The organism is Cohnella sp. (assembly GCF_041641335.1).
Classification (GTDB): domain Bacteria; phylum Bacillota; class Bacilli; order Paenibacillales; family Paenibacillaceae; genus Cohnella.
Genome location: NZ_JBEPYQ010000015.1, coordinates 34,291 through 56,839 on the forward strand (window position 1 = coordinate 34,291; position 22,549 = coordinate 56,839).

General features: G+C 58.2%; 17 protein-coding genes. 1 reads left to right on the forward strand and 16 read right to left on the reverse strand.

Features of this window, described 5'->3' with window-relative positions; all coding sequences use genetic code 11:
- The first annotated feature begins 4 nt into the window (after positions 1 to 4).
- Entirely contained in the window at positions 5 to 1,513 is a 1,509-nt protein-coding gene (locus tag ACESLM_RS06865) for a response regulator (RefSeq protein WP_372630819.1), read from the forward strand.
- A 62-nt stretch (positions 1,514 to 1,575) separates the two neighbouring features.
- Here the strand turns inward: ACESLM_RS06865 and ACESLM_RS06870 are convergent, their stop codons facing one another.
- The 16 genes from ACESLM_RS06870 to ACESLM_RS06945 all read right to left on the reverse strand — a co-directional run bounded on the left by ACESLM_RS06870 (position 1,576) and on the right by ACESLM_RS06945 (position 22,504).
- Complete coding sequence (locus tag ACESLM_RS06870; protein ID WP_372630820.1) at positions 1,576 to 2,349, reverse strand: alpha/beta hydrolase; 774 nt, start codon at positions 2,347 to 2,349, stop codon at positions 1,576 to 1,578.
- A complete protein-coding gene (gene iolB / locus ACESLM_RS06875; protein WP_372630821.1) occupies positions 2,325 to 3,137 on the reverse strand; it encodes a 5-deoxy-glucuronate isomerase in 813 nt (270 codons plus the stop codon). The genes ACESLM_RS06870 and iolB overlap by 25 nt, the downstream gene beginning before the upstream one ends.
- Before the next feature lie 40 nt (positions 3,138 to 3,177).
- Positions 3,178 to 4,647: a CoA-acylating methylmalonate-semialdehyde dehydrogenase gene (locus ACESLM_RS06880; RefSeq protein ID WP_372630868.1), complete on the reverse strand. Its 1,470-nt coding sequence runs from the start codon at positions 4,645 to 4,647 to the stop codon at positions 3,178 to 3,180.
- A 20-nt stretch (positions 4,648 to 4,667) separates the two neighbouring features.
- The gene (gene iolC / locus ACESLM_RS06885) at positions 4,668 to 5,684 is read right to left on the reverse strand and encodes a 5-dehydro-2-deoxygluconokinase (protein WP_372630822.1); all 1,017 of its coding nucleotides are present in this window, start codon (positions 5,682 to 5,684) and stop codon (positions 4,668 to 4,670) included.
- Between the two features lies 1 nt (position 5,685).
- Positions 5,686 to 7,551, reverse strand: a complete 1,866-nt coding sequence (gene iolD / locus ACESLM_RS06890) for a 3D-(3,5/4)-trihydroxycyclohexane-1,2-dione acylhydrolase (decyclizing) (RefSeq protein WP_372630823.1) — start codon at positions 7,549 to 7,551, stop codon at positions 5,686 to 5,688.
- Between the two features lie 24 nt (positions 7,552 to 7,575).
- Positions 7,576 to 9,171 (reverse strand): leucyl aminopeptidase family protein, encoded by a 1,596-nt coding sequence (locus tag ACESLM_RS06895; RefSeq protein ID WP_372630824.1) that lies wholly within the window; start codon positions 9,169 to 9,171, stop codon positions 7,576 to 7,578.
- The gene (locus ACESLM_RS06900) at positions 9,168 to 10,121 is read right to left on the reverse strand and encodes a metallophosphoesterase family protein (RefSeq protein WP_372630825.1); all 954 of its coding nucleotides are present in this window, start codon (positions 10,119 to 10,121) and stop codon (positions 9,168 to 9,170) included. The genes ACESLM_RS06895 and ACESLM_RS06900 overlap by 4 nt, the downstream gene beginning before the upstream one ends.
- Before the next feature lie 42 nt (positions 10,122 to 10,163).
- A complete protein-coding gene (locus tag ACESLM_RS06905) occupies positions 10,164 to 11,123 on the reverse strand; it encodes a carbohydrate kinase family protein (RefSeq protein WP_372630826.1) in 960 nt (319 codons plus the stop codon).
- Positions 11,124 to 11,169: 46 nt separating this feature from the next.
- Positions 11,170 to 12,198 (reverse strand): LacI family DNA-binding transcriptional regulator, encoded by a 1,029-nt coding sequence (locus ACESLM_RS06910; RefSeq protein WP_372630827.1) that lies wholly within the window; start codon positions 12,196 to 12,198, stop codon positions 11,170 to 11,172.
- Positions 12,199 to 12,274: 76 nt separating this feature from the next.
- Positions 12,275 to 13,165 carry a CehA/McbA family metallohydrolase domain-containing protein gene (locus tag ACESLM_RS06915; protein WP_372630828.1) on the reverse strand — a complete coding sequence of 297 codons (891 nt, stop codon included), beginning with the start codon at positions 13,163 to 13,165 and terminating at the stop codon, positions 12,275 to 12,277.
- Positions 13,166 to 13,191: 26 nt separating this feature from the next.
- On the reverse strand, positions 13,192 to 14,076 hold the full coding sequence (locus tag ACESLM_RS06920; RefSeq protein WP_372630869.1) for a carbohydrate ABC transporter permease: 885 nt from the start codon (positions 14,074 to 14,076) through the stop codon (positions 13,192 to 13,194).
- A gap of 102 nt (positions 14,077 to 14,178) precedes the next feature.
- Positions 14,179 to 15,906, reverse strand: coding sequence for an extracellular solute-binding protein (locus tag ACESLM_RS06925; RefSeq protein WP_372630829.1), 1,728 nt, complete (start codon positions 15,904 to 15,906; stop codon positions 14,179 to 14,181).
- Positions 15,907 to 15,987: 81 nt separating this feature from the next.
- Complete coding sequence (locus ACESLM_RS06930; protein WP_372630830.1) at positions 15,988 to 16,935, reverse strand: ABC transporter permease; 948 nt, start codon at positions 16,933 to 16,935, stop codon at positions 15,988 to 15,990.
- 384 nt (positions 16,936 to 17,319) lie between these two features.
- A complete protein-coding gene (locus tag ACESLM_RS06935; RefSeq protein WP_372630831.1) occupies positions 17,320 to 18,051 on the reverse strand; it encodes a glycerophosphodiester phosphodiesterase in 732 nt (243 codons plus the stop codon).
- A 17-nt stretch (positions 18,052 to 18,068) separates the two neighbouring features.
- Positions 18,069 to 19,364, reverse strand: coding sequence for a glycoside hydrolase family 125 protein (locus ACESLM_RS06940; RefSeq protein ID WP_372630832.1), 1,296 nt, complete (start codon positions 19,362 to 19,364; stop codon positions 18,069 to 18,071).
- An 8-nt stretch (positions 19,365 to 19,372) separates the two neighbouring features.
- Positions 19,373 to 22,504, reverse strand: a complete 3,132-nt coding sequence (locus ACESLM_RS06945) for an alpha-mannosidase (protein ID WP_372630833.1) — start codon at positions 22,502 to 22,504, stop codon at positions 19,373 to 19,375.
- Between the last annotated feature and the right edge of the window lie 45 nt (positions 22,505 to 22,549).

The window sequence follows — 22,549 nt, forward strand, 5'->3', positions numbered from 1 at the left end:
AAGAATGAACGTCATTCTCGCCGACGACGAAAGATTGATCCGTTCAAGCTTAAGAAGCATGCTGGAAGAATTGCCGCTTCCGATTCGAATCGTGGGCGAAGCCCGTAATGGAGAAGAATTGCTAGAACTGGCGCGGACAACATCGCCGGACTTGATTTTTGTTGATATCCGCATGCCGAAGATGGACGGCCTGGAAGCGATACGCCAAGGCAAAGCGCATGCCTCGGGCGCAAGCTGGGTGATCCTGACCGGCTTTTCCGAATTCAAATACGCCCAGGAGGCCATTCGTTTGGGCGCGAGCCGCTACCTGCTAAAGCCCGCCGATCCCGAGGAAGTGGAGAAGTGCGTACTTGAGGCGATCGAAGAACAAAATAAATCCGCTTATTACTTGAACTACGAGTTCGAGCATTGGATGACCATGCGCTTTCGCCTCTTGGGATCACAGAAGGTCGCGGATGCTGCAGGCTTCGACGCTTACCGTTTGTCCGGAACGACTCTGTACCTCTGCAATCCCGATTCGAAGCCGAACGAGATAGACGTTCTCCAACGATTGGCTGCGGATATACAGCAGTCAATAGCGAAGAAGACGGAATTCAAAGAGGTTCGAAGCGCAATCGTCAGTCCGGAGCCCGATTCGCTCTCTATCTATTGGGCCATGTCCCGCGAGCGTAATGGCTATGAAACGCTGTTCGAGGCTATTGAACGGCAAGCGTATTCCGTCTTAAGTCGCAATTCCAATCTTGCCGTCCATGTCGCGAAAACCGGAGTATGCGAGGATTTATCCGCATTGCTTAGGAGAACCGAGGAGCTGCGGGCACTGTCCCCGCTGCGCGCGTTTTTTCCGTTTCACGATCCGTTGACAGCCCTTCAGCTTCGAGCCGAGGGCGATAAGCCAGATAGACTGTACGTCGCTGAGGGCCTTGAGCAATTGATCAATCTGTTTCGATCAAAAGATTATGTAAGCTATCTGCAGAAAGTCGCCGCCCTGAAAAAGCTGAATTGCGATTCGTTCTTTCGGGATGTCGTCCCGTTTCGTCATGCTTGCCGCTATTTGGCCGAATCCATCGGCTCCGAGGTGCGGGCGGACATGTCCCCGACTCAATGGTTCCATTGTCTTCACAATCAAGGAGACAAGCTGCTGTCCGAGTCCGGAACTTCAATGCAGACAGATAAGACGGACGTCATTCAGAAAGTGGCCGATTTCGTCGATAAGCGTTATATGGAAGATATTGCGATTGGAACCTTGGCTGGAGAATTTAACGTGACGCCAAACTATTTAAGCACGCTGTTCCGTAAACGGCATGGCGTTACTTTTGTAAAATATTTAACGAATACGCGCATGCTGAAAGCGAAGGAGCTGCTGTTGACGAAGTCCGGCATCAAGGTGCACGAGGTCGCCCAAGCGGTCGGCTATTTCAGCACCCGGCATTTCACGAAGCTTTTTCATGAGCATTACGGCTGCTATCCGTCCGAAATCCGCGAAAGAGTCGGTCAAGGAAAGGAAATGAGTTAAAAAAGGCTTCTCCAACATGCATTGGAACAGCCCTAGCGAGATCCATGAGGTTCAACAACGGTTCATTGCAGCGCAATTTGCCGCAAACTGCGGTCCAGCTCCTTCATCCGGTCGGCCGGGTGAGGAACGGGAAGCGCTTCGTTAACGATGCTGAGAGAATAAGAAGAAGCTCTGGCCGCCTGCTTCTTATCGCTCAACTGTGGAAAAAACTCCAAAATGGCCGCGCGGCATTCCTGCCGCGCCAGCATTCCGCCCATAGCCACATCGATGCCATAGCGGCCCGTGTCTCGCGCCTTCGGAACGGAATTGTCCTCATCGGACGAGAAATCTCCCAGCACCTCGCGCAGCCATCCGACGCTGAGCGCAAACCATTCGGCGAATCGCAAGTTAACGTTCGAGCGGTAGCCGCCCGACGTATGCGCCTTTGCCAGCGATAGGCCGTGGCCGCCGTTTTGGAAAATATGCGCCTCGAACGGAATGCCCATCTCGTCCATCGCCGCGATTCGCTCCGGATCCACGCCCCACTCTGCGCCCCTCTTGCGGATGACACTAAGCGCCTCCTCCGCGTCAAACAGCGGTTCGGGAAACTCGGTTCGCACGGAATAGCGCAGCACGAACGCTTGATAGCCTTCCGCCAAATATGCCATGGCGACCGGCTCGGCTTCGCGGTCAGAGAGGCCTCGATAGCCCCCGCCCGGAAACACGAGCACCGCCGGCCGAAGAACCGCGTTGCGCAGCTCCGACGAAGGGTCCAGCAAATAGGCCGTCAACTCGACTTCCGGGCGACCGCGAAGAGAGATCGTTTCCGTTCTCATTTGCGCGGCGGCATCAGCCATGCGTGGGCGGGATCGTTGTGGAATTTCCATGTGCGAACCGGCCCGGCCATTACGTTCAAGTAGTACACCTCGTAGCCGGGAGGCGCAGATACCGGATGATACCCCTTCGGTACAAGCACAACCTCGCCGTCGCGCACGGCCAACGTCTCGTTCAGCGCCAAATCGTCGGTGTAGACGCGCTGCACGGCAAAGCCCTGCTCGGGCTGCACATGGTAGTAGTACGTCTCCTCCAGCAGCGATTCATCCGGCAGCGCGTCGCGGTCGTGCTTGTGCGGCGGATAGCTGGACCAGTGACCGTCCGGAGTAAACACCTCTACGACAAGCAGGCTGTCGGCCGCTTCCGACTCGGGCAATATATGATGAATCAGCCGCTCGGTAGAGCCGCTGCCGCGAAGCTCTACTCCGACATCGACAGGCTCGATGAGTCGAGCGGGAAGACGCGTCGTACCGGGTGCGAGGCATACGGCCAGCTCCAGCTCCGTCAAAGCCGTAACTTCGTACGTATCGTCTGCGGGCACATACACGGAATACGGCGGTATTTTCTCGAATACGCTCATCCGCTGCCCGATGCCTACCCAGATCTCACGATTTGTCCTAACGTCCGCTCTGCCGCTCAGCAGAACGAGGCAAGCCTCGTTGTCGCCCGTACTCCGGCTCAGCGTCTGACCCGGCAGCAGGCGAAACACCTCGAACCCGACATATTTCCAGCCCGCCGAAGCCGGGGTGACGGCCAGGACGCGTCCGTGCGCATCAGGCGTAGACTCCGGCGTTACGATCAGCTTGCTCAATCGACATTCCCTCCCCGATCCTGTGCGACGGCTCCCAATCTTACCATCGAGCGGTCACCATTTTCTTCCGCGTGTAAAACTCTACCCCGTCAGGCCCGTTGGCATGAAGATCGCCGTAGAACGACTTTTTCCAGCCCGAGAACGGGAAAAACGCCATAGGAGCGGGAACGCCGACGTTAATGCCAAGCATGCCGGCGTCGATCGTCTCGCGGAATTGCCTTACGTGGCTTCCGTTTACGGTGAACAGACAAGCGCCGTTGGCGAAATCCGAGCCGTTAGCGATCTCGATGGCCTGATCCAGCGACTCCGCCCGCATGACCGACAAAACCGGAGCAAAAATTTCATCGCGCCAGATGCTCATCTCGCTCTTGACGTCATCGAAAATCGTCGGACCGACAAAATAGCCCTCTCCGCCAGCAGCGGCGTCCTCGCGTCCGTCCCGCAGCAGCTTAGCCCCTTCGCGCTCGCCAGCCTCGATATAGCCAAGCGTTCTCTCCTTATGGGAGTCCCGGATAACCGGCCCGAGAAACACCCCCTCCTCCAAGCCGTTGCCAATCGTAATCGCATCCGCAGCCTGCTTAAGCTTGTCGACGAGACGGTCGGCGATATCCCCGACGGCCACGACGACCGCACAAGCCATACATCGCTCCCCTGCGGAGCCGAACGCTGCGTTGACGATTTGCGTGACAGCTGCATCGAGATCGGCGTCCGGCATGACGATCGAATGGTTTTTGGCTCCGGCCAGCGCCTGAACCCGCTTGCCATTCGCGGTGGCTGTCTTGTAGACGTACTCCGCCACCGGCTGCGAACCGACGAACGAGACAGCCGCGATGCCGGGATGCTCAAGAATGCCGTTGACGACGTCGCGCGCTCCATGAACGAGATTGAGCACGCCGTCCGGCAAGCCCGCTTCCGCGAACAGCTCGGCCAGCCGCTGCGCCAGCAGCGGAGTCCGCTCCGACGGCTTCAGCACGAACGCATTGCCGCAGGCGATCGCCAGCGGGAACATCCAGCAAGGCACCATCATCGGGAAATTAAACGGCGTAATCCCGCCTACGACGCCGATCGGATAGCGGTACATACCCGACTCCATGTTCGAGGCGATGTCCGGAAGCTGCTTGCCCATCATGAGGGTCGGCGCGCCAGCTGCGAACTCGACGCATTCGATGCCGCGCTGCACTTCCCCATAGGCTTCCGCGTAGCTCTTGCCGTTCTCCCGCGTAATGATGCGCGCCAGCTCTTCCCAGCGCTCCACGAGCAGCTGCTGGTATTTGAACAACACGCGTGCGCGCCGCGGCACCGGCGTGCGGCTCCATGTCCGGAACGCCTCCTGCGCTGCGCGAACCGCCGCATCGACCTCGTCCTTCGTCGAGATCGGCACGCTTGCGATTACTTCCCCCGTCGCCGGATTGTACACCGGCTCCGATACTCCGGACACCGACGGCTTCCATCTTCCGCCGATATAGTTGCGAAGCGCCTCGGCGCCCGCGGATTCCGTAACCTTGGTCATCGGTTTCATTCCTCTCTCCTCTATATCTGGGAAGCTGTGATCTCCCCGCGCTCGCAGCGCGCGATGTAGTCGTGAACCTGCTCGGCCGAAGGCATGGCTTCGGAGCAGCTGTGGCTGGAGATGACGATGCACGCGGCCGCGCTTCCGAACGACATGCAGCGCGAGATGTCCCAGCCCTGCATCAATCCGTACAGGAATCCGGCCGCATACGAGTCGCCTGCACCGAACGTCTTGACGACGTTCGCCGGATAGCTGACCGCGCGATGTGAAGCTCCGTCCTCCGTATAGGCGATGGAACCGTCCTTGCCGTGCTTGATGACGACGATCCGCGCGGCGTGATTGAACCACTTGGCCGCCGTGATCCCGTCCAGACGCTCCGGATTGCGCTCAAACCGCTCCATCATGTCAAACTCTTCCCTCGTGCCGACGATAATGTCGCATTTCTCCGCCGCCAGATTGTAGTAGACGGCCGTCTCGGCCTCCGTCGACCAAGTGTACGGCCGGTAATCCAGATCGAAGGCGACCGCGGCGCCGTGCCTACGCGCGTATTCGATCGCCAGGAACACCGCTTCCCGCGAAGGGCTGGCGGCCAGCGCCGTGCCGGAAATGAGCAGCATTTTCGTCCCGGCGATCAGCGCCTCCGGAACCTCCTCGGGCCGAAGCTTCAGATCGGCGACATTGTCCCGGTACATCAGAATACTGCATTCGGCCGGACTCTTGATCTCGGTGAACGCGAGCCCCGTCACTGCTCCCGTCCGGTCCGTCGTCACGCCGGAAGTCTCGATTCCGCAGCGTTCCAGATATCCGGTGATGAACCGTCCCATCTGATCGTCGGCTACCTTGCCGACGAATCCGGCCCGCATTCCCAGCCGAGCCATGCCGACGGCGATGTTGGCCGGCGACCCGCCGACGTATTTGGTGAACGTGGACGTAAGCTCCATCGGACGGTTAATCTCGTTGGCGTTCAAGTCGATGCACAACCGGCCGATGGCGACGAAATCCGTCTTCTTCGAATGGTCGAAAGTCATGCCGCTCATATCAGTAAGACCCCGCTTCCCGGATTTTCGCTTGCATCTCCCTATGGGCTTCCGTTACCTTGTCCGACACGGACACCTCCGGAACGTCGACGCGCCACCACGATTCGTAGCCGGACGTATTCGTTCCGGGCACGACCGGAATTTCGATCAGCGTCGACACGGTCTCGGCTTTCGCGCGAAGCAGCGCCTCCTTCAATTCCTCCGGTGTCGTCGCCTTATACGCATTTGCGCCGAGACTGCGGGCGTGCGCCGCGAAATCGATCGGCATGTAGTCCCCCGTCAGCCGCCCGGTTTGCGGAGAGCGATAGCGGAACTCATTGCCGAAGCCGTCGCTGCCGTGACCGCGCTGCAGGTTGTGAATGCACTGAAAGCCGTGGTTGTCGAACAACAGGACGGTGATTTTCCGGTTTTCCTGCAAGCTTGTCACGAGCTCGGAGTGCAGCATCAAATAACCTCCGTCGCCGACGAGCGCATAGACTTCTCGGTCCGGCTCGGCGAGCGCGACGCCGAAAGCGCCGCTGACCTCGTACCCCATGCAGGAAAAACCGTATTCCATGTGATAGGTCTTGGGTTCGGACGAGCGCCATAAGCGGTGCAGGTCGCCCGGAAGGCTGCCCGCCGCGCAGACGACGACCGCCGACGGGTCGATCGTCTCGTTGATGATGCCGAGCGCTCTCGTCTGGGACAAACCATGGGGATGCGCGTCCCCGTACAGCCGGTCGACTTCCCGGTCCCACACGTCCTTTCGCCGATCTAACTCTCCTTCCGCGTATTGCGCCCGATAGCCTCGCCTCTCCAGCTCCTCGCGCAAAGCGAGCAGTCCTTCGCGAGCATCCGCCGTCATCGCTTCTCCGTCCAGCTTGGCCGCATCCGCGCCGTTCACGTTCAAGTTAAGCACCTTAACCTCTCCGGGGCGAAACGCCGACTTGGACGACGTCGTAAAGTCGGAATATCGCGTCCCGACGCCGATAACCAAATCCGCTTCCTTCGCTAGAAGATTGGCTGACAGCGAGCCGGTTACGCCAAGCGCCCCCATGTTCAGCGGATGATTCCACGGCATGGCGCTCTTGCCCGCCTGCGTCTCCGCGACCGGAATGCCGAAAGCCTCCGCGAACCCGAGCAGTTCCCGGGTCGCGCCTGAGTAGTGTACGCCCCCGCCCGCAACAATGAGCGGACGCTTCGCCTCCGCGACCAGCTCGGCCGCGCGCTTCACTGCGTCCTTCGACGGGGGCCGCCGATCGATGCGGTGAACCCGCTTGGCGAAAAAATCGGCCGGGTAGTCGTAAGCTTCAGCCTGCACATCCTGCGGCAGAGCCAGCGTAACCGCTCCCGTATCCGCCGGGTCGGTCAGCACTCTCATCGCCTGAAGAACGGCCGTCATCAGCTGCTCCGGACGAACGATTCGGTCCCAGTATCGGCTGACCGGCTTAAACGCATCCACCGCCGACATCGTATAGTCGGAAGCAACCTCCAACTGCTGAAGCACCGGGTCCGGTTGCCGCGAGGCGAAGTTGTCGCCGGGCAGCAGCAGCACCGGAATCCGGTTGACCGTTGCCGTCGCCGCGGCCGTCGCCATGTTCAGCGCTCCCGGTCCAATGGACGAGGTGCAAGCGTAGATTTGCGTGCGGTTGTTCTGCTTGGCGAACGCCGTCGCCGCGTGCGCCATGCCTTGCTCGTTCTTGCCTTGCACGTACTGCAATTCTCCCGGCCGGCGTTCCAGCGCCTCCCCTATGCCGGTCACGTTGCCGTGACCGAAAATGCCCATGACGCCGCGTACGAACTTGATTTCGCGTCCGTCGACGGACACATACTGATTGTCCAAGAAGGCCAGCAGCGCCTGCGCCATCGTTAAACGTATCGTTTTCATTTCCTCCTCCTGCCTCCCATCCGCTTAGTTCCTCTTCGCGACATACTCGGCCAGCAACCGCGCGCCGAAGCCGGTCGCCCCGACCGCGTTCTGACCCTTGGCGGACGGCGCTTCCTTCGTGCCGCTCATATCGATATGCGCCCATCTCAGCGAAGGATGCACGAACTTGCGTAAAAACAAAGCGGCCGTAATCGCACTGGCCTCGCCCACTCGGCTGATGTTGCTCGTATCGGCGTAATCGCTGTCAAGATAGGACTCATATTCGTCGACGAGCGGAAGCTGCCAGAGGCGTTCGCCGAACGGCTCTCCCGCGGCCCGAACGTCCCGTACCAGCTCATCGTCGCCGAGAATGCCCGCCACTTTGGAGCCGAGCGCGCCGACGACGGAATAGGTCAGCGTCGCGGCGTCGACAGCCTGCTCCGCGCCGATGCGATGGGCACGAATCAGAGCATCCGCAAGGACGAGCCGCCCTTCCGAATCGGTGTTGCCGACTTGTACGGTTAAGCCGTTCGCGTAGGCAATCACTTCCCCGGGCAGCAGAGCCCGTCCCGAAGGGCTGTTCTCCGCCGCAGGCACGAGCGCCGCCACGTTGACGGCCGCTCCGCTGCGCACGAGAATGTCCACCGCGGCGAGCACAGCTGCAGCGCCGGCCATATCCATGCGCATATCGCTGATATCGTTGTCGCGCTTGAGGCTGATCCCTCCCGTATCGAAGGTGATGCCTTTTCCGATCAACGCGACCAGAGGCTTCGACGGGTCAGTGTAGTAGCGCACCTCGATAAACACGGGCGGATGCTCGCTGCCCCTGCCGACCGCAGCGACACCGGCAAAGCCCATCCGCTCCAACTGTTCTCCCTCGTAGACGGTCACCTGCGCCTGCGTGTCCGAAAACCGCTCCTGCGCTCTTGCCGCCAGATCGCGGGGACGCAGCCGGTTCGGCGGCTCGTTGGTCAGATCGCGCGCCCACATCGTGCTCTCGGCCCGCACCCTCCCGATACGAACCGCTGCCGCAAACTCCGTGCCGTCGCCGACCGCAAGCCGGAAAGTCACACCCTCCCGCGCCTTGGCGTCCTTCTTATACTTGTCGAAGGAATAAGCGCCGAGCAGCGCTCCTTCTACCCACGCTTCGACGTTATCCGGCTCCCGGCCGCAGGACGAGTCTACGGAAGCCAGCGCCGCGAACGTCACGACGGCTGTCCTCCGCTCTTCCCGCAGCAGCGCGCGTCCTGCTTCCCCTGCCGCGTCCCGCAGCGTATCAGGGCCATACTTAGCCGCCTCGCCCATGCCGAGGAGCAGCACGTCAGGCTGTCCGCCCGATCCGTACATCCATGTCGTAGCGTACCTGTCCGCCATGCGGGGAAGCAGCTTCGGCGATGCCAGCCCTTCCGGCATCCGCCGCAAGCTTTCCGCGAAGACGGGAACGACCAGCGTATCGAACCCGGCGTCTGCTGCCCGAGCAGCACCTGCATCGCTTCCGACGATTGCGGCATCCGCTCTCCGAACGCCCGCGACATCCGCAACCCCCGCTGCGCTCCCGACGTCTGTATCGCCCGCAACGCTTGCCAGGTCCAAGAAGTTCGCGGCTCCCGCACTCCACGCCTCGACGAGCTCGAAGTTCATCGCCCGATTCCTCCGTCCGCCTCGACGATCCACGTCTCGAAATCCCGCTTGCCTTCCGTCAGCCGAATGACTCGCGCGCCGCGCTGCAGCTTGCCGTAGCAGTTGTAGCCCGTCACTCGCCCGTAACAGAGGCGGATGCCGTGCAAAGTCCCGCAATAATCGTTGTCATGGTCGTGTCCGACGAACGCGCCCATCACGTCGCCCATATGAACCATCGCGCCGAACAGCCCGGTGTTGATCTTCGGACACTCGACCTTCTCTTCCTTCGTGCCCGTCGCCTGCCCGGCGTTCCATACCTCGTCGTATTCCGGCACCGGAATGTGGAAGAACGCGAGCGCTGGAAGCGGAAAACCTGCTTCTTCTCCTGCTCCTGCTCCTGCCCCTATTCCCGTCCCCGCCCGTTCCGCCAGCTGCCGGGCTTGCCGCGTATACCAATTCACCTGATCGGGGTGAATCCAGGCGTACCCGCCGATCGGTTCCGGGGCGTTGATGCCCGAATCGAAGAAGTACAGCGCCAAAGCCTCCGCACCCCCTTCGGCGCCGCTTCCCCGCACCGTTAATACATAATTGCCGGTCCCATGGATGTCAGCCGGGCCGGCAACGGAAAGGCATGTCTCGTATTGCTGCTGGATGTCCAGCAGCTCTTCCCGCGTCACGCCCGCTTCGGCGTCGTGATTGCCGAACACGGCTGCCCAAGGCAGACCGGAAGCGACGACCGGAGCGATCGCTCGCCGGAAGCTCGCCTTCGGATCGGGAACGCCGTGGCTCCAGATCATATCGCCCGTCAGCACGATCAAATCCGGCTTCTCCTCCGATATAATCCGTTCGATGAGCGCAGCCGTCTTGCCGTCCTTGACGCGATCCTCCTCCTTGTCGTCCCCGAAATGCATATCCGTAAACTGCACGATCTTGAACGTACCTTGCTCGTTGAATTTCAAATCGACGCTCATGCGTTCTCCTCCTCCTCGTCTGGAACCCTTCTCGCCGCCTATTCAGAGCACAACTTGCCAACTGTCCGTCGTATAACCGATTTTCTCCGCAACGAATTGCTCCAGAGCCGGTCCGTCCGGGGTTCCCGTATTCCCCCCGTACTGGCTGACCGACATCGCGCCGCAAGCGTTCGCGTACAGCAGACACTGATCCGTGCCGAGTCCGGACAGAAATCCGTAAATGTACCCGGCGTTGAACGAATCCCCCGCACCGGTCGTATCCTTGACGGTTACCGGAAAGCCGGAGCGATACGTCGTCGTTCCGCCGACCGCCGCGACGGCCCCCTTGGAGCCGAGCTTGAGCACGATATGGCGGCTGTGCCGGGACAGCTCCCGCAGACATTCCTCCATGGACGAGCGCCCCGTATAGTTCTTCGCCTCGACTTCGTTCATGAAGAAGACGTCAACCTCGCCCATCAGCTCGAAGATCCCGTCATACCACTCCCCGGTGTCGTCCCACCCTACGTCGAGCGAAGTCGTCAGCCCCAGCGCCTTGATTTTCCGCGTCATGTCCACGTATTCCCGATGATTGTAGCTGCCGCGGTAGCCTGTCAGATGAACGTGCCGCCCCGAAGCGACGCTGTCCATGTCCAGCTCCTTCAGACTGATCTCCGAATTGGTGCCCGCGTAAGTAATGAAGGAGCGGTCCTTCTCCGGGTTGATGGCGATGGAAATTCCGGTGTTGTTCTTCCTGCTGGAGCGAATATATCTGGTATCGATTCCATAAAGAGAAAATTGATTCCGGACGAATTGTCCGAAACCGTCTTCCCCGAGAATCCCGTTGAATGCGATTTTTAATCCGAGCTTGGCCAGCGCCAGGCTGAACAAGGCCGCCCCCCCGCCGACGTGCAGCGTCATATTGGGGACGAATACCTCCTGTCCGGGTCCGGGAATTTGCTCGCACCCCGCGACGACCAGATCGATGTTGGCATCGCCGATTACGATTGCGTCATATGGTTTCACAGTTTTCACTTCCCCGTTGGCTTGCTTGCTTTTTCCTATTCCATGTTCAACTTTTCTCTTCTGCCTGTTCGGACCGGCTGCGCGAGCTCTCGCGAACGACCAGGCGATGCTCCAGCACAACGTCGCCTTCTGGAGGCGTATCGCCGGCGATCAGCTTCAGCAGCACGTCCATCGTCACCTTGCCCATCTGGTGGATCGGCTGCTCCATCGAAGTCAGCGTGGGGCGCACAAGCTCGGTCAATTGGCTTCCGTCGAAACCGATGACCGCAATGTCTTCCGGCACCTGCAAGTCGTGATCCCGGATGCAGTTCATGGCGCCGACGGCCATGTCGTCGCTGACCGCGAATACCGCGGAAGGCGGATTGCCGGCGCTCAGCATTTCCTTCATCTGATCGTAACCGCTCTGTACCTTGTAATCGCCGAACCGGATATGCTCGAACACGAGCTTCTTGTTAAAGTCCGACATCGCGTTGCGGTAGCCGCTGTACCGGTTCTGGCCGGACGTCACGTCCCTCATGTCCCCGCCGATAAATCCGATCGTCTCATGCCCCTGCTCGATCAAATAACGGGTCGCCTCGTAAGCGGCGGCGTAATCGTCGACGATGACCGAGATGAATTTCTGGTCCATCGGCTTAACGCTGGAGAATATGACCGGCGTATTGATTTTATGAATGAAAGCGCGGATTTGCTCGTTGATTTTCTCGTGCATGATGATAATGCCCTCGACCCGCATCTCCTGGAATACGTTTAAGTACTTGTACTCTTTGTCGATATCTTCGCTGATGTTGCAGACGAGCAGATTGTAATTGTTGGCGCTCGCCCGCTCCTCGATGCTGCTCAGAATCGTCGAATAGAAGCTGGACGTTAGATCAGGGACGATGACTCCGATGAGGTTCGTTTTTTTGCGCACCAAACTGCGGGCGATTTGACTCGGAGCGTATCCCAGTTCTTCGATGACCCGGTTCACCTTGGCTTTGAGATCGTCTTTGACGTATTTCTCCCCGTTCAGCACCCTGGACACGGTCGTTACGGATACGCCCGCCTTTTTGGCCACGTCTTTAATTTTTACCTGCATCTCGTTCACCTCGTCAATGACTGAAAAAACATCCAACAAGCTCAATTCGCCGTAACGTCCGCCATATCCTGTCTGATTATTCCTTTTTTACGAATAAAGGCTGAGAGAACGCGGAATAACCGCCTTCCAGATACGCTGCGACGCGCACGTAACCTTCGTCGCCCTGGCATTCGTACCGCGCCTGCGAAATCCGGCCCGTCGTTTCCTTGAGCACCTTGCCGTCCTTGCCGAAGAACGTCACGTACTTGTACATTTTGTCCAGCAGCTCGTTCGAACGGAGATCGACCGCTATCGTATCGTCTTCGACCCGAATGTCTTCGAAGCCGTACCCCGTCGAGACGTAGAAGTTGCCGGTCTTGATCGAGCGGATAATCGCCTCGGTCGTATTTTCTTCGGCCCTTACCACGTTCCATGCCCGCTTCTCCTGTCCGTACACGTGAGAATCGTCATTGCCGAAGCCCCATACCGTGCGGCCTGCGGAGAGAATCGCGTCCCACTTGTCAAAGGCGATGTCGTATTCCGGATTGCCGTCGCCGTTGTACACTTCCACTCCGAGATAGCGATCCATCGCGAGCATATCCTCCAGCTTCCAGTAGTTCGAGAAAAAACGGTTCGGATGCACGAGCACCGCGAAGCCGCCGTTGTCTGCCGTCAGATCCACGAAGCGCTGATAGTTTTCGATCGTGAACTCGTTGCTGTAGCCTTCCATGATCTGATGCGGCGGTTGGACGAGGAGCATATGGGTTTGCCGGCTGCTGACCTCGATCGCTTCGAATACGGTCGGAATCTCCCGATCTCCCTTGTGCTTCGTGATTTTATCGTGATCTGAAATGCCGAGGAAGTCGTAGCCGCCGTACATTTTGTACACCGTCTCCAATGGAAACCAGCCGTCGCTGTTCGTCGTATGGTTGTGGAAACTTCCCTTGAGCCACGTTCCCTTTCCTGCATAAGGATTCCGTATTTTCATAGTCGCCCTCTCCCATTCTCTCCCAACTACTCCTTCATTGAACCGATCATGATCCCTTTGGCGAAATAACGCTGTACGAAAGGATAGATGATTACGATCGGTGTGACGACGACGATGATCATGGCCATTTTCAGAGAGTTGCCCGTCACCTGGATGCGTTCGATCATTTTGTACGAACCCGCCGCCTGCTCCAGCGTTTCCCGCATCGCCTCCGTGCTCATCAGCATTTCCTGCATTAGCGTGGACAGCGGGCGCAGGTCCGCCGAACGAACGTAGAAAGCGCCGGTAAACCAGTCGTTCCAGTGATTTACCGCGCTGAACAGCCCGATGACGGCAATAACCGGACGGCTCAGAGGCATGATGATGCGGACGAAAATCGAGAAATCGTTATAGCCGTCGATGCGCGCAGACTCTTCCAGACTCGGGTGAATCTGCTGGAAGAACGTGCGGAAAATGATCAGGTTCCAGGCGCTATATAAGCTTGGGATAACGTACACCCAAATGTTGTTTGTCAGATGGATCGTTTTCAACAGCATGTAATACGGGATAATTCCTCCGCTGAACAGCATCGTGAAAAATACAAACATCATCAGGAACTTCCCGCCGGGAAGCGTCCTGCTCTTCAGCGCGTAAGCGGCCATCGCCGTCAGAAATACGCTCGCTATCGTGCCGACGAACGTGCGGAATATGGAGATTCCGAACGCGGTCGCGATGTTCGACGCCTCGAACACCTTCTCGAAGTTTTCCAGCGACCAGATGCGCGGCCAGAAGAAAATCCCGCCTCTTTCCGCGTCTTTGCCCGGATTAAACGCCAGGGCCGTAATATTCAGAAAAGGAAGGATGACCGACAAGCACAGCGCGATAATCAGCAAGTAGTTGACGACTTTGAATATTTTCTCGCCTGCGCTCATCTTATAAAATTCGTTTACCACTGACTCCCCTCCTCTGGAAAGGCAGGCGGTTTCATCCGACCGGATAAAACCGCCCTGCTTGATGGATTGCGAGAAATCCGACTAGAACGCGCGGAACGATACCTTCGTGTGCGGATCCGCGTTTTTCTGCTCGATCAGCTTCAGATAGTCGTCCAGGCCTGCTGCTTGCATTTGCTTCAGAGCGCTGTCCAGTACTTGCTTCGCGTTGTCGAGCGATTTGCTGTAGTAGGCCTTGACCAGGCTGTCTCTGTAATTGTCGAACGCGGCTTTCAGCTCCGCGCCCTTGCTGAATTCGCCCAAGAAAGCGTTCGGCGAATAGGCGTCAAAGACGTTGGCTTGCTGACGCTTCGCGTCCCAATCCCAATATTTCGCGATTTCCAAAGCGCCTTGGCTTGTTGCTTCCTGCAGCTTCTCGCCGTATTCCATCTCGCCGAAGTCGGCCATCTTGTCGATGTCGGTGCTGCCCAGCAGCTCGCCCCACCAGTTTCTTACGCCGCCGAAGCCCAGCGCCTTCGCTGCATTCGAATCGGTTGCTTTCAGATCGATGACTTCTTGCTTCACAAGCGGGAATCCGTCTGCGCCCATCGTGTAGTCGCGGCCCTCCAGGCCGTACATCCACAACAGCTTGCCTTCGCGGCTGGCCAAGTAATCGGCGAACTGCATCACTTCTTCCGGTTTTTTCGTCGTAGCCGGAATCGCCCACGCCGAGTAGCCCGATTTGAACGCAACCTGCATTTGAAACTCGCCGTCCAGGCCGTTCAAAGGACCGAGCGGCAAGTAGTGCATATCCTGATTGAAATCTTGATAGTTGTGCATATTGGCAATAATTCCCCAAGTGCCGTTAAGCGCGCCTTCCGTTGACTGCGTCTCGTCCACGGTGAAAAATTCCGGGTGAATCAGCTTTTCCGCGAGCAGCTTCTGAACATATTCGACTTTCTTGAGCACGTTCGGGGTTTGCGCCTCGTGGAGCACCTTGCCCTCGTCGTCCGGACGAATCCACTGACCGTCCTCTCCCCACTCCAGATCGGCGAACAGACGTCCGATTTCCTGGCCGCCCCAGTAGTTCGGGCCAATCGGCACTACGTCTTTGCCGTTGCTGTCCTTGAATCCGCCGGCTTTGATTTTCTTGGCCAATTCGTACAGTTGGTCCGTCGTCTTGATCGTGCGCGGATCGACGCCCAGCGCGTCCGCGATATCCTTGCGAATGTACGGTCCGCCGACGTATTTCCGGGAATCGTAACCGCCTTGACGATTGATGTTCATATGAATGAAATAAGCGGAACCGTCGAATTCCGGACGGAACATCACGCCGTATTTCGTATCGCTGGGCAAATAATCGTCCTGCAAATATTTGCTGTAAACTTGCGTATCCTTCATGAGCGGAGCAAGGTCGGTGAAAATGCCTTCGCGCGCCGCTTTCAGCACGACCTGCATTTCAGGACGTCCGCTGTTGTTCAGGTAGAACGCGATGAAATCCGGCAAGTCGTTGGCCGCAATACCCGCAACGAGTCCGTCAATCGATTTGCTGGCTTTCATGATTTCGATCTCGAAGTCGATGCCCGTTCTTTTTTTGATTTCGGCTTTGATCTCCGGATTCATGTCTTCCGTGTAATCGTCGGTACCCATGAACACGAGCCCTTTAATTTTACGGTCGGCGATCCAGGTCGCCGGTCTGTCTTCCGGAGCGACCGAAGCGCCGCCGCTTGCATTCCCGGAGGCGTTGCCGCCGTTGTTGCTGTTGGAGCAGCCTGCAAGCAGCATAGCCGCCATCAAAGGAAGCACCAAAAACTTTGCCCATTTCTTGTTCACGCGTATTTCCCCTTTTCGATAGTTTGTTTTATGAAATACGTCTGGGACGTTTTTCACCGAAAACAGTTCCGCATGGAATCGTTACCATAAAGCGGTGTCGGAAACTTTGCGGGAGATTTTATTGGCGATTACGACTAGAATCAAACCGATAATGCCCTGCATCATCCCGACAGCGGTCGCGTAGCCGTATTGCCCTCCCTGCAAGCCAATCTGAATAATATAGGTATCCAGGATGTCTGCAAGATGCATGTTGCCCGGAGTACGAAGCAAGTACAGCTGATCGAACCCGGCCGACAAAATGTTGCCCAGCGACAGAATGAACAGAATAACGATGGTCGGCGTAATCGACGGCAGCGTGATGCTCCACACTTCCCGCAGCTTGCCGGCTCCATCGATCTTGGCCGCTTCGTACATGTCGGGATTCACTCCCGCGATCGCGGCCATATAGATGATCGAATCCCAGCCGATCGACTTCCACAGATGGCTTCCGAACATGATCTGGTAGAAATATTCCGGTTCCATCATGTAAAACGTGCTTCCGTCGCCGCCCGCGCCTGAAATGAACTGGTTGAGCAGGCCGGTGTCGGGAGCAAGAATCCGCTGGATCAGACCGACGACGACAACCCAGGAAATGAAGTGCGGCAAGTAAAGAATGCTCTGCGATACGTTCTTGAACCATTTGCTCCTTACCTCGTTGAACATTAGGGCGAGGATGATCGGGAACGGCAAGTACAGGAACAGCTTCATTCCGCTGATGATGAGCGTGTTCTTGATCAACATTCCGCTCTGGTAGGAATTGAAGAACGTCTGGAAGTAATCCAAGCCGATCCACGGGCTTCCCAGAATGCCTTTGTTAAACTTATAGTCCTTGAAGGCCAGAAGCAGCCCGCCCATCGGAATGTAGGAGAAGACGATAAAGAAAACGATACAAGGCAGCAGCATGAAGTATAGGTACCGGTGCTTCAACATATCCTTCCAGAGCTTGCGCTTCGGACTTTGCAGCGCCGGCGCGATATTCGTTTGCTTCATTGAAGGAATCACCTTCTTTCCGAGATTATCTGGTATCGTTTCCATAATCGACGCTAATCCGCGATTTATCCGTTGTCCGATCCTCCTCCTTTATGTAATCAACCATTTCTCGAGCGCTTGCTGGAACGTCTTGCTCCTGCAACGAATGATCGCAAGTCGATCATAGCCGGTTTGAACGGTCCGAACAACCCTATCGGATTAACCGAATGAAAATCTTGTGTTAAAATCGGCGAGTTATTCAACAATCCGGCCTCGCCCTCCGGCTGTGCAACGCTCCTCGCCAATCCGTTCTGGAATCGTTACCATGTTAACGAATAAAAAAATCTCAACCTTATGAGAAAGCGCTTACCATAGATATATTATAGCAGATATTCGGGCTGTTGGCTATAGCCGTTTTGCATTTTCTCCGCCGGCGACCAGCTCCTGCAACCGCTTCGGCTCCCTTGTCGTGATGGCGTCCACGCCCATGCCAAGGAACCATTCCATCAGCGGCCGATCGTTGATCGTATATACCCAGACCTTTAATCCGGCGGCGTGCGCCCGCTTCACGATCGGCGGCAGGCAAGTGAAGCCGTTCATGTTCAATCCCGCGTATCCGGCGCGAAGCGCATCCGAACATAAGGACTCCGCGAAATCGCCGTAACGCTCCATCTGTTCCATCGTCAGCGCGTCGGGCGTGTTCCTCATCACTTGAATGTCCGGATACAGCTCCGTCATCCGATCCGAGCAGCCGGTAATGAACGCCCGGCTCTGCGCTTCGAACTCGCGGATCAGCTTAACTGCCGGCTCGATGCTGTCGGGCGATTTCAGATCCAGGTTCAGCTTCGTTCCATGCGGCGCCGACAGCCTCAGCACTTGCTCCAAGCTGCCGACTTCATGCTCCGCATAGATCGGATCAAGCTTCAGCCGGACAGCCGGTTCATTCAATTGTTCGTAGTCGCAGGTGCGCAAATAAGGCGAATCGTCATGGAGCAGGACGGCGCGCCCCTCTCGGGTCGCGCGCACGTCCACCTCGACGATATCCGCGCCCAGCTCCATTCCTTCCAGGAACGAAGCGATCGTATTGTCGGGATGAATTCCGCAGCCCGTATGGGCTGCAACCATCGTTCGGCGCATAGATAACCTTCCCTTCGTCAATCGAATGCTCCTTGCCGCATTAAGCCGTGCACGAATTCGGCGAACAGACTGTTCGACCACGCGAACCACGGTCTCGTATATCGGTGAGGATCGTCGGCGTGAAAACCTTCGTGCATAACCCCGGTGTCCGCATCGGTAGCCAGCAGCGTATCGAGCAGCCGCATCGCTTCCTTCGGATCTTGCGCCGTCAACCCCTGCATCGAGAGGGCGATATGCCAAATGTAACGATCCGGAGTATGCGGGCTGCCGATTCCGCTAGCGGCCTTGCCTTCATAATAATACGGATTGTCCGCGCTGAGAACAAAATTTCTCGTATTGCGGTATACTTCGTCGTCCGCGGGCCTGTACCCGAGATACGGAATCGACAGCAGGCTGGGCACATTCGCGTCGTCCATCAGACGATGATTGCCGTAGCCGTCCGTCTCGTAGGCGTACATCTTCCCGTATTTCGGGTGAATGACCGTGCCGTACGTCTCGATGCCGAATTCGATCTCTTCCTTCAGCAATTCAGCCTTTCGCTTCAGCCTCTCGTCCCGATACACTTGGTCCGCGATTTCGGCGACGTAGCCGAGAACGACGGTCGCGAACATATTGGCGGGAAGCAAATACCCGAACGTGCACGCGTCGTCGCTTGGCCGGAAGCCCGACCAGGTCATGCCGGTACAGTTGACCGGCATGCCTCGTCCCCCGTTGCGGAGCGTATCGGTCGGCGGGCAATCGAACCGTTGGAAGCGGTAGGAGGATTGAGCCCCATGATGCTGCTCCGTCTCCCATAGCTGCAGGATGCGGCGGACGGCGGAGCGGTATTGTTCGTCGAACATAGCGGTCCGTCCCGTCGCCTTCCAGTACAAATAGCTCAGCTGTAAGGGATAACAGAGCGAATCGATCTCGTATTTGCGCTCCCATACCCACGGGCTAAGATCGGTGTCATCCTCGTCGTACCGCTCATCATTCGCGCTCTCGTTAAACGCGTTGGCGTAAGGGTCGATGCCGATATACATCATCTGTCTGCGGATGACCCCTTCGATCAGGACGCGAAGCTCCGCGTCCTCTGCTGCGAGCGGCACGTAATGGCGCACCTGGGCGCTGGAATCGCGAAGCCACATGGCGGGAATATCGCCGGTTATGACGAACGTCGAACCGTCCTCCAGCCGTTTGGTTGTCGTCTCCAGCGTGTTCGCGAAGCAACGCTTGAACATGTCCCGCAGCTGCGGACGCGCGGCGAGCCTCCCGTCCGCCTCCGCGAACAACCGCCGCATCGCTTCGGGATAACGGCCGTAATCGTCATTCATTGCGTGCCTCACTCCTTCTCTGCCCTGAAGTCGAGCTTAAACGTTCTGATCTCGTACGGCAGCAGGTTGAATTCGACGAGGTGACCGGCTTGCGGCTCGTCGATGGGCCGCTCCAACAGATCGCACTCCTGCCAGGAGACGACGTTCAGGTCGCTGGTCAGCGTTACGCGATCCCGCATGCCGGAGTAGTCGTGCAGCCTGACGATCAGGCTGTCGGAATCCTCCGCCTTCTTGACCGCGTCGATCATGACGCGATCGGAAGAAACGCGCAGCAGCGAAGACGAAGCGGCGTTCATCGCGCCAGGGCTCGTCCGAAGCGGATTGTTGAGCGCCCACGCTTCCTTGACGGTGCCGCCCTCGTACCAGTCTCCTTGATGGGGCAGCAGCGCGTAAGTGAAGACGTGGCGTCCTCGATCCGCGTCGGGATCGGGCTCGATCGCCGATTTGATCAAGCTCAGGCGCATCGTATTTCCTTTGATATCGTAGCCGTATTTGCAATCGTTCAGCAGGCTGACGCCGTAACCGCGCTCGGACAGATCCGCCCATTGGTGGCCGACCGATTCGAACCTCGCCCAATCCCAGCTCGTATTCCAATGCGTCGGGCGCTTGACATTGCCGAATTGGATGTCGTAGGTCGCCTCCGTCGAACGCACGGCAACCGGGAACGCCGCCTTCAGAAGCTGTTGGCGCTCCTGCCAGTCGACCTCGGTCGCGAAGTCGATGCGCCTGGACTCGGCGTACACTTGCATCATCTGCGAGATCGTGGAATTCATATAGTTCCAAACGAAGCGAACGGAGGCCGAGAGCGGGCCGGCATGAATCAGCTCCGCCGATCTTAAGTCGCTCACCTCGCGCATTTTCTGCTGATAGTAGATGTCGATGTCCCACGCGTCGAACATGAGCGGCTTGTCCTCGAATACTTGCAGCACGTTGCCGCGTTCTCCATCCGCCAGCACCTGTTTCCCGGCGGCCTTGTCCCACAGTCCGGTCAGTTGACCGGCTTCGTTCCATTCGATCCGGTAATGCGGCGTATCGATGCCGGAAGGTCCGTAAACGAAGGGAGCCCCAATCGGCTCTTGTTCCGTGGAAGGCTGGAATGCGATCGTCGCATGCCCCATCGCCGGCGCCTCGACCTGCACGGTCCACCGATCTCCGCGACGCTCCGCGGGAAGCGCCCGGCCTTGCGCGTCTGTCCATTTTCCGCCGCCCGTGCCTTCCGGCATCGCGATCTCCGCCAAGTCGTCGCGCGTCCACGGCGAGGAGTTGAACACCGTCACCGTTCCCGCCTTCGGCGCAACAACGGCGTCCGCCGCATGCGTCCAGGCCGCACCAACCTTCCGCTCCGCCGCCGCGTATTCCTTCGTGCTGTCCTCATATACTTCCTTGATCGAGGAGCCCGGAATAATATCGTGGAACTGATTGCGCAAAATGATTTTCCAGCTTTCGTTCAAGTCGGGTTGACGGTACGCGGACCAATCGCCGTTCAGCAAGCTGGCGTAAGCTCCGAGCCATTCCGTCTCGCGGCAGCCCAGCTCCAGCTTGCGGTTCATCCGCTTGTTGTAGGCCTGGCTCGTGTACGTGCCTCTGTGGAATTCCAGGTACAGCTCGCCGTCCCAAGTATGGACGTATTGGTCGGTTTCGGCGACGCGCTGCTGCAGCCCTTGGAAGTAGGCGTCCGCCGTGCCGGTTTTGACGTGTGGCAGACCCGGCATCTCATCCAGCCTGCGGCGCATCTCCAGCATTTCGCGGTTGACGCCCCCGCCTCCGTCGCCGTAACCGTACGACAACAGCAGCTCTTCGTTGATGTTTTTGTCGCGGTAGTTGTCCCAGATCCCCTTGACCATTTGCGCTTCGACGACCCCGTTGTACGTGTAATAAGGGCTGTCGTGCTCGTCCGGCGTCGTAATGAAATGGGTGAGCACCTCGGAGCCGTCTATACCGCGCCAGCGGAACGTGTCGTGGGGCATCCGGTTGAACTGGCTCCAGCTGATCTTCGTCGTCATGAACGTATCGATGCCCGATTTCTTCAAAATTTGCGGAAGCGCCCAGCTGTAGCCGAATACGTCCGGAAGCCACAGATAGCGGCACTCCGAGCCGAATTCTTCGCGGAACAGACGGGTTCCGAACAGGAGCTGGCGCACGAGCGATTCGCCCGACGTCAAGTTGCAGTCGGCTTCCAGCCACATGCCCCCGGCCGCTTCCCAGCGCCCTTCCTTGACGCGCTCCTTGATTTTCTCGTAGAGGTCGGGAAAATCGTTCTTTACGTATTCGTAGAGCTGAGGCTGCGTTTGCAGGAAAACGTAATCCGGGAACATCTCCATCAGGCGCAAGACGGTCGAGAACGAGCGGGCGCATTTCTCGCGGGTGTGCTTCAGACGCCACAGCCACGCCACGTCGATGTGCGTATGGCCGATGCAGGTGACCGTAACGCGCGAATGCTTCTCGATCGCGGCCAGATCGGCGCGGAGCGAATCGCGCGCCTCGCCCACGGAGGCGTAAAACGCTTCCGAGCGCGGGTAGGACCAATCGATCCGAAGCAACGAACGATCGAGCGCGTTCACGAGCCGGACGCGGTCCGGATGGTTGGCGTCGAGCGTCTTGATCGTCTCGAGCGCCGCCCGTGCCGTATAGTAGTAGTCGTCCGACGCTTCGTCCAGCCAGCACAGCTCGGCCACCTGGATCGTATGCTTGCGCGGCTTAGGCGGGCCTCCGCCCTCCAGTCCCGACCAGAGCCGAATGTCGATCCTGATTTCCGAACCGATCGTCTCCTGCGGGAAGAACACTTCCTTATGGTTGGAATCGACGCCTTGGTACGACGCTCCGTTCAAGTAAAACAGCGATTCGAATCCGGAGTTGTTGCCCCCTCCCGTCTCGCCGAAATCGAACCGTCCGAGCACTTTACGCCCTGCCCATTGCGGCGGAATTGCCGCGTTATGCGACAGCCAGGCGTATCTGTCCCGTCCGACCCAGGTTTCTCCGAGGCGAATCGTCGCGTTTCCTTCCTCTTGGGGAGGCTTGGGAGCGATTTCACCGCTCTCGTCCTCGGTCCATCGGAAAGCCTCGATAGCGATCGCGTCCCGATATCTCGTCGCCTCCAGCTCCTGCAGCCGTTCTTTGATTTTCGCTTCCGTTAGCAGCATTGTTCAAGCTCCTCTCCATTCGACGGGATCGAGTAACAGCTCTGC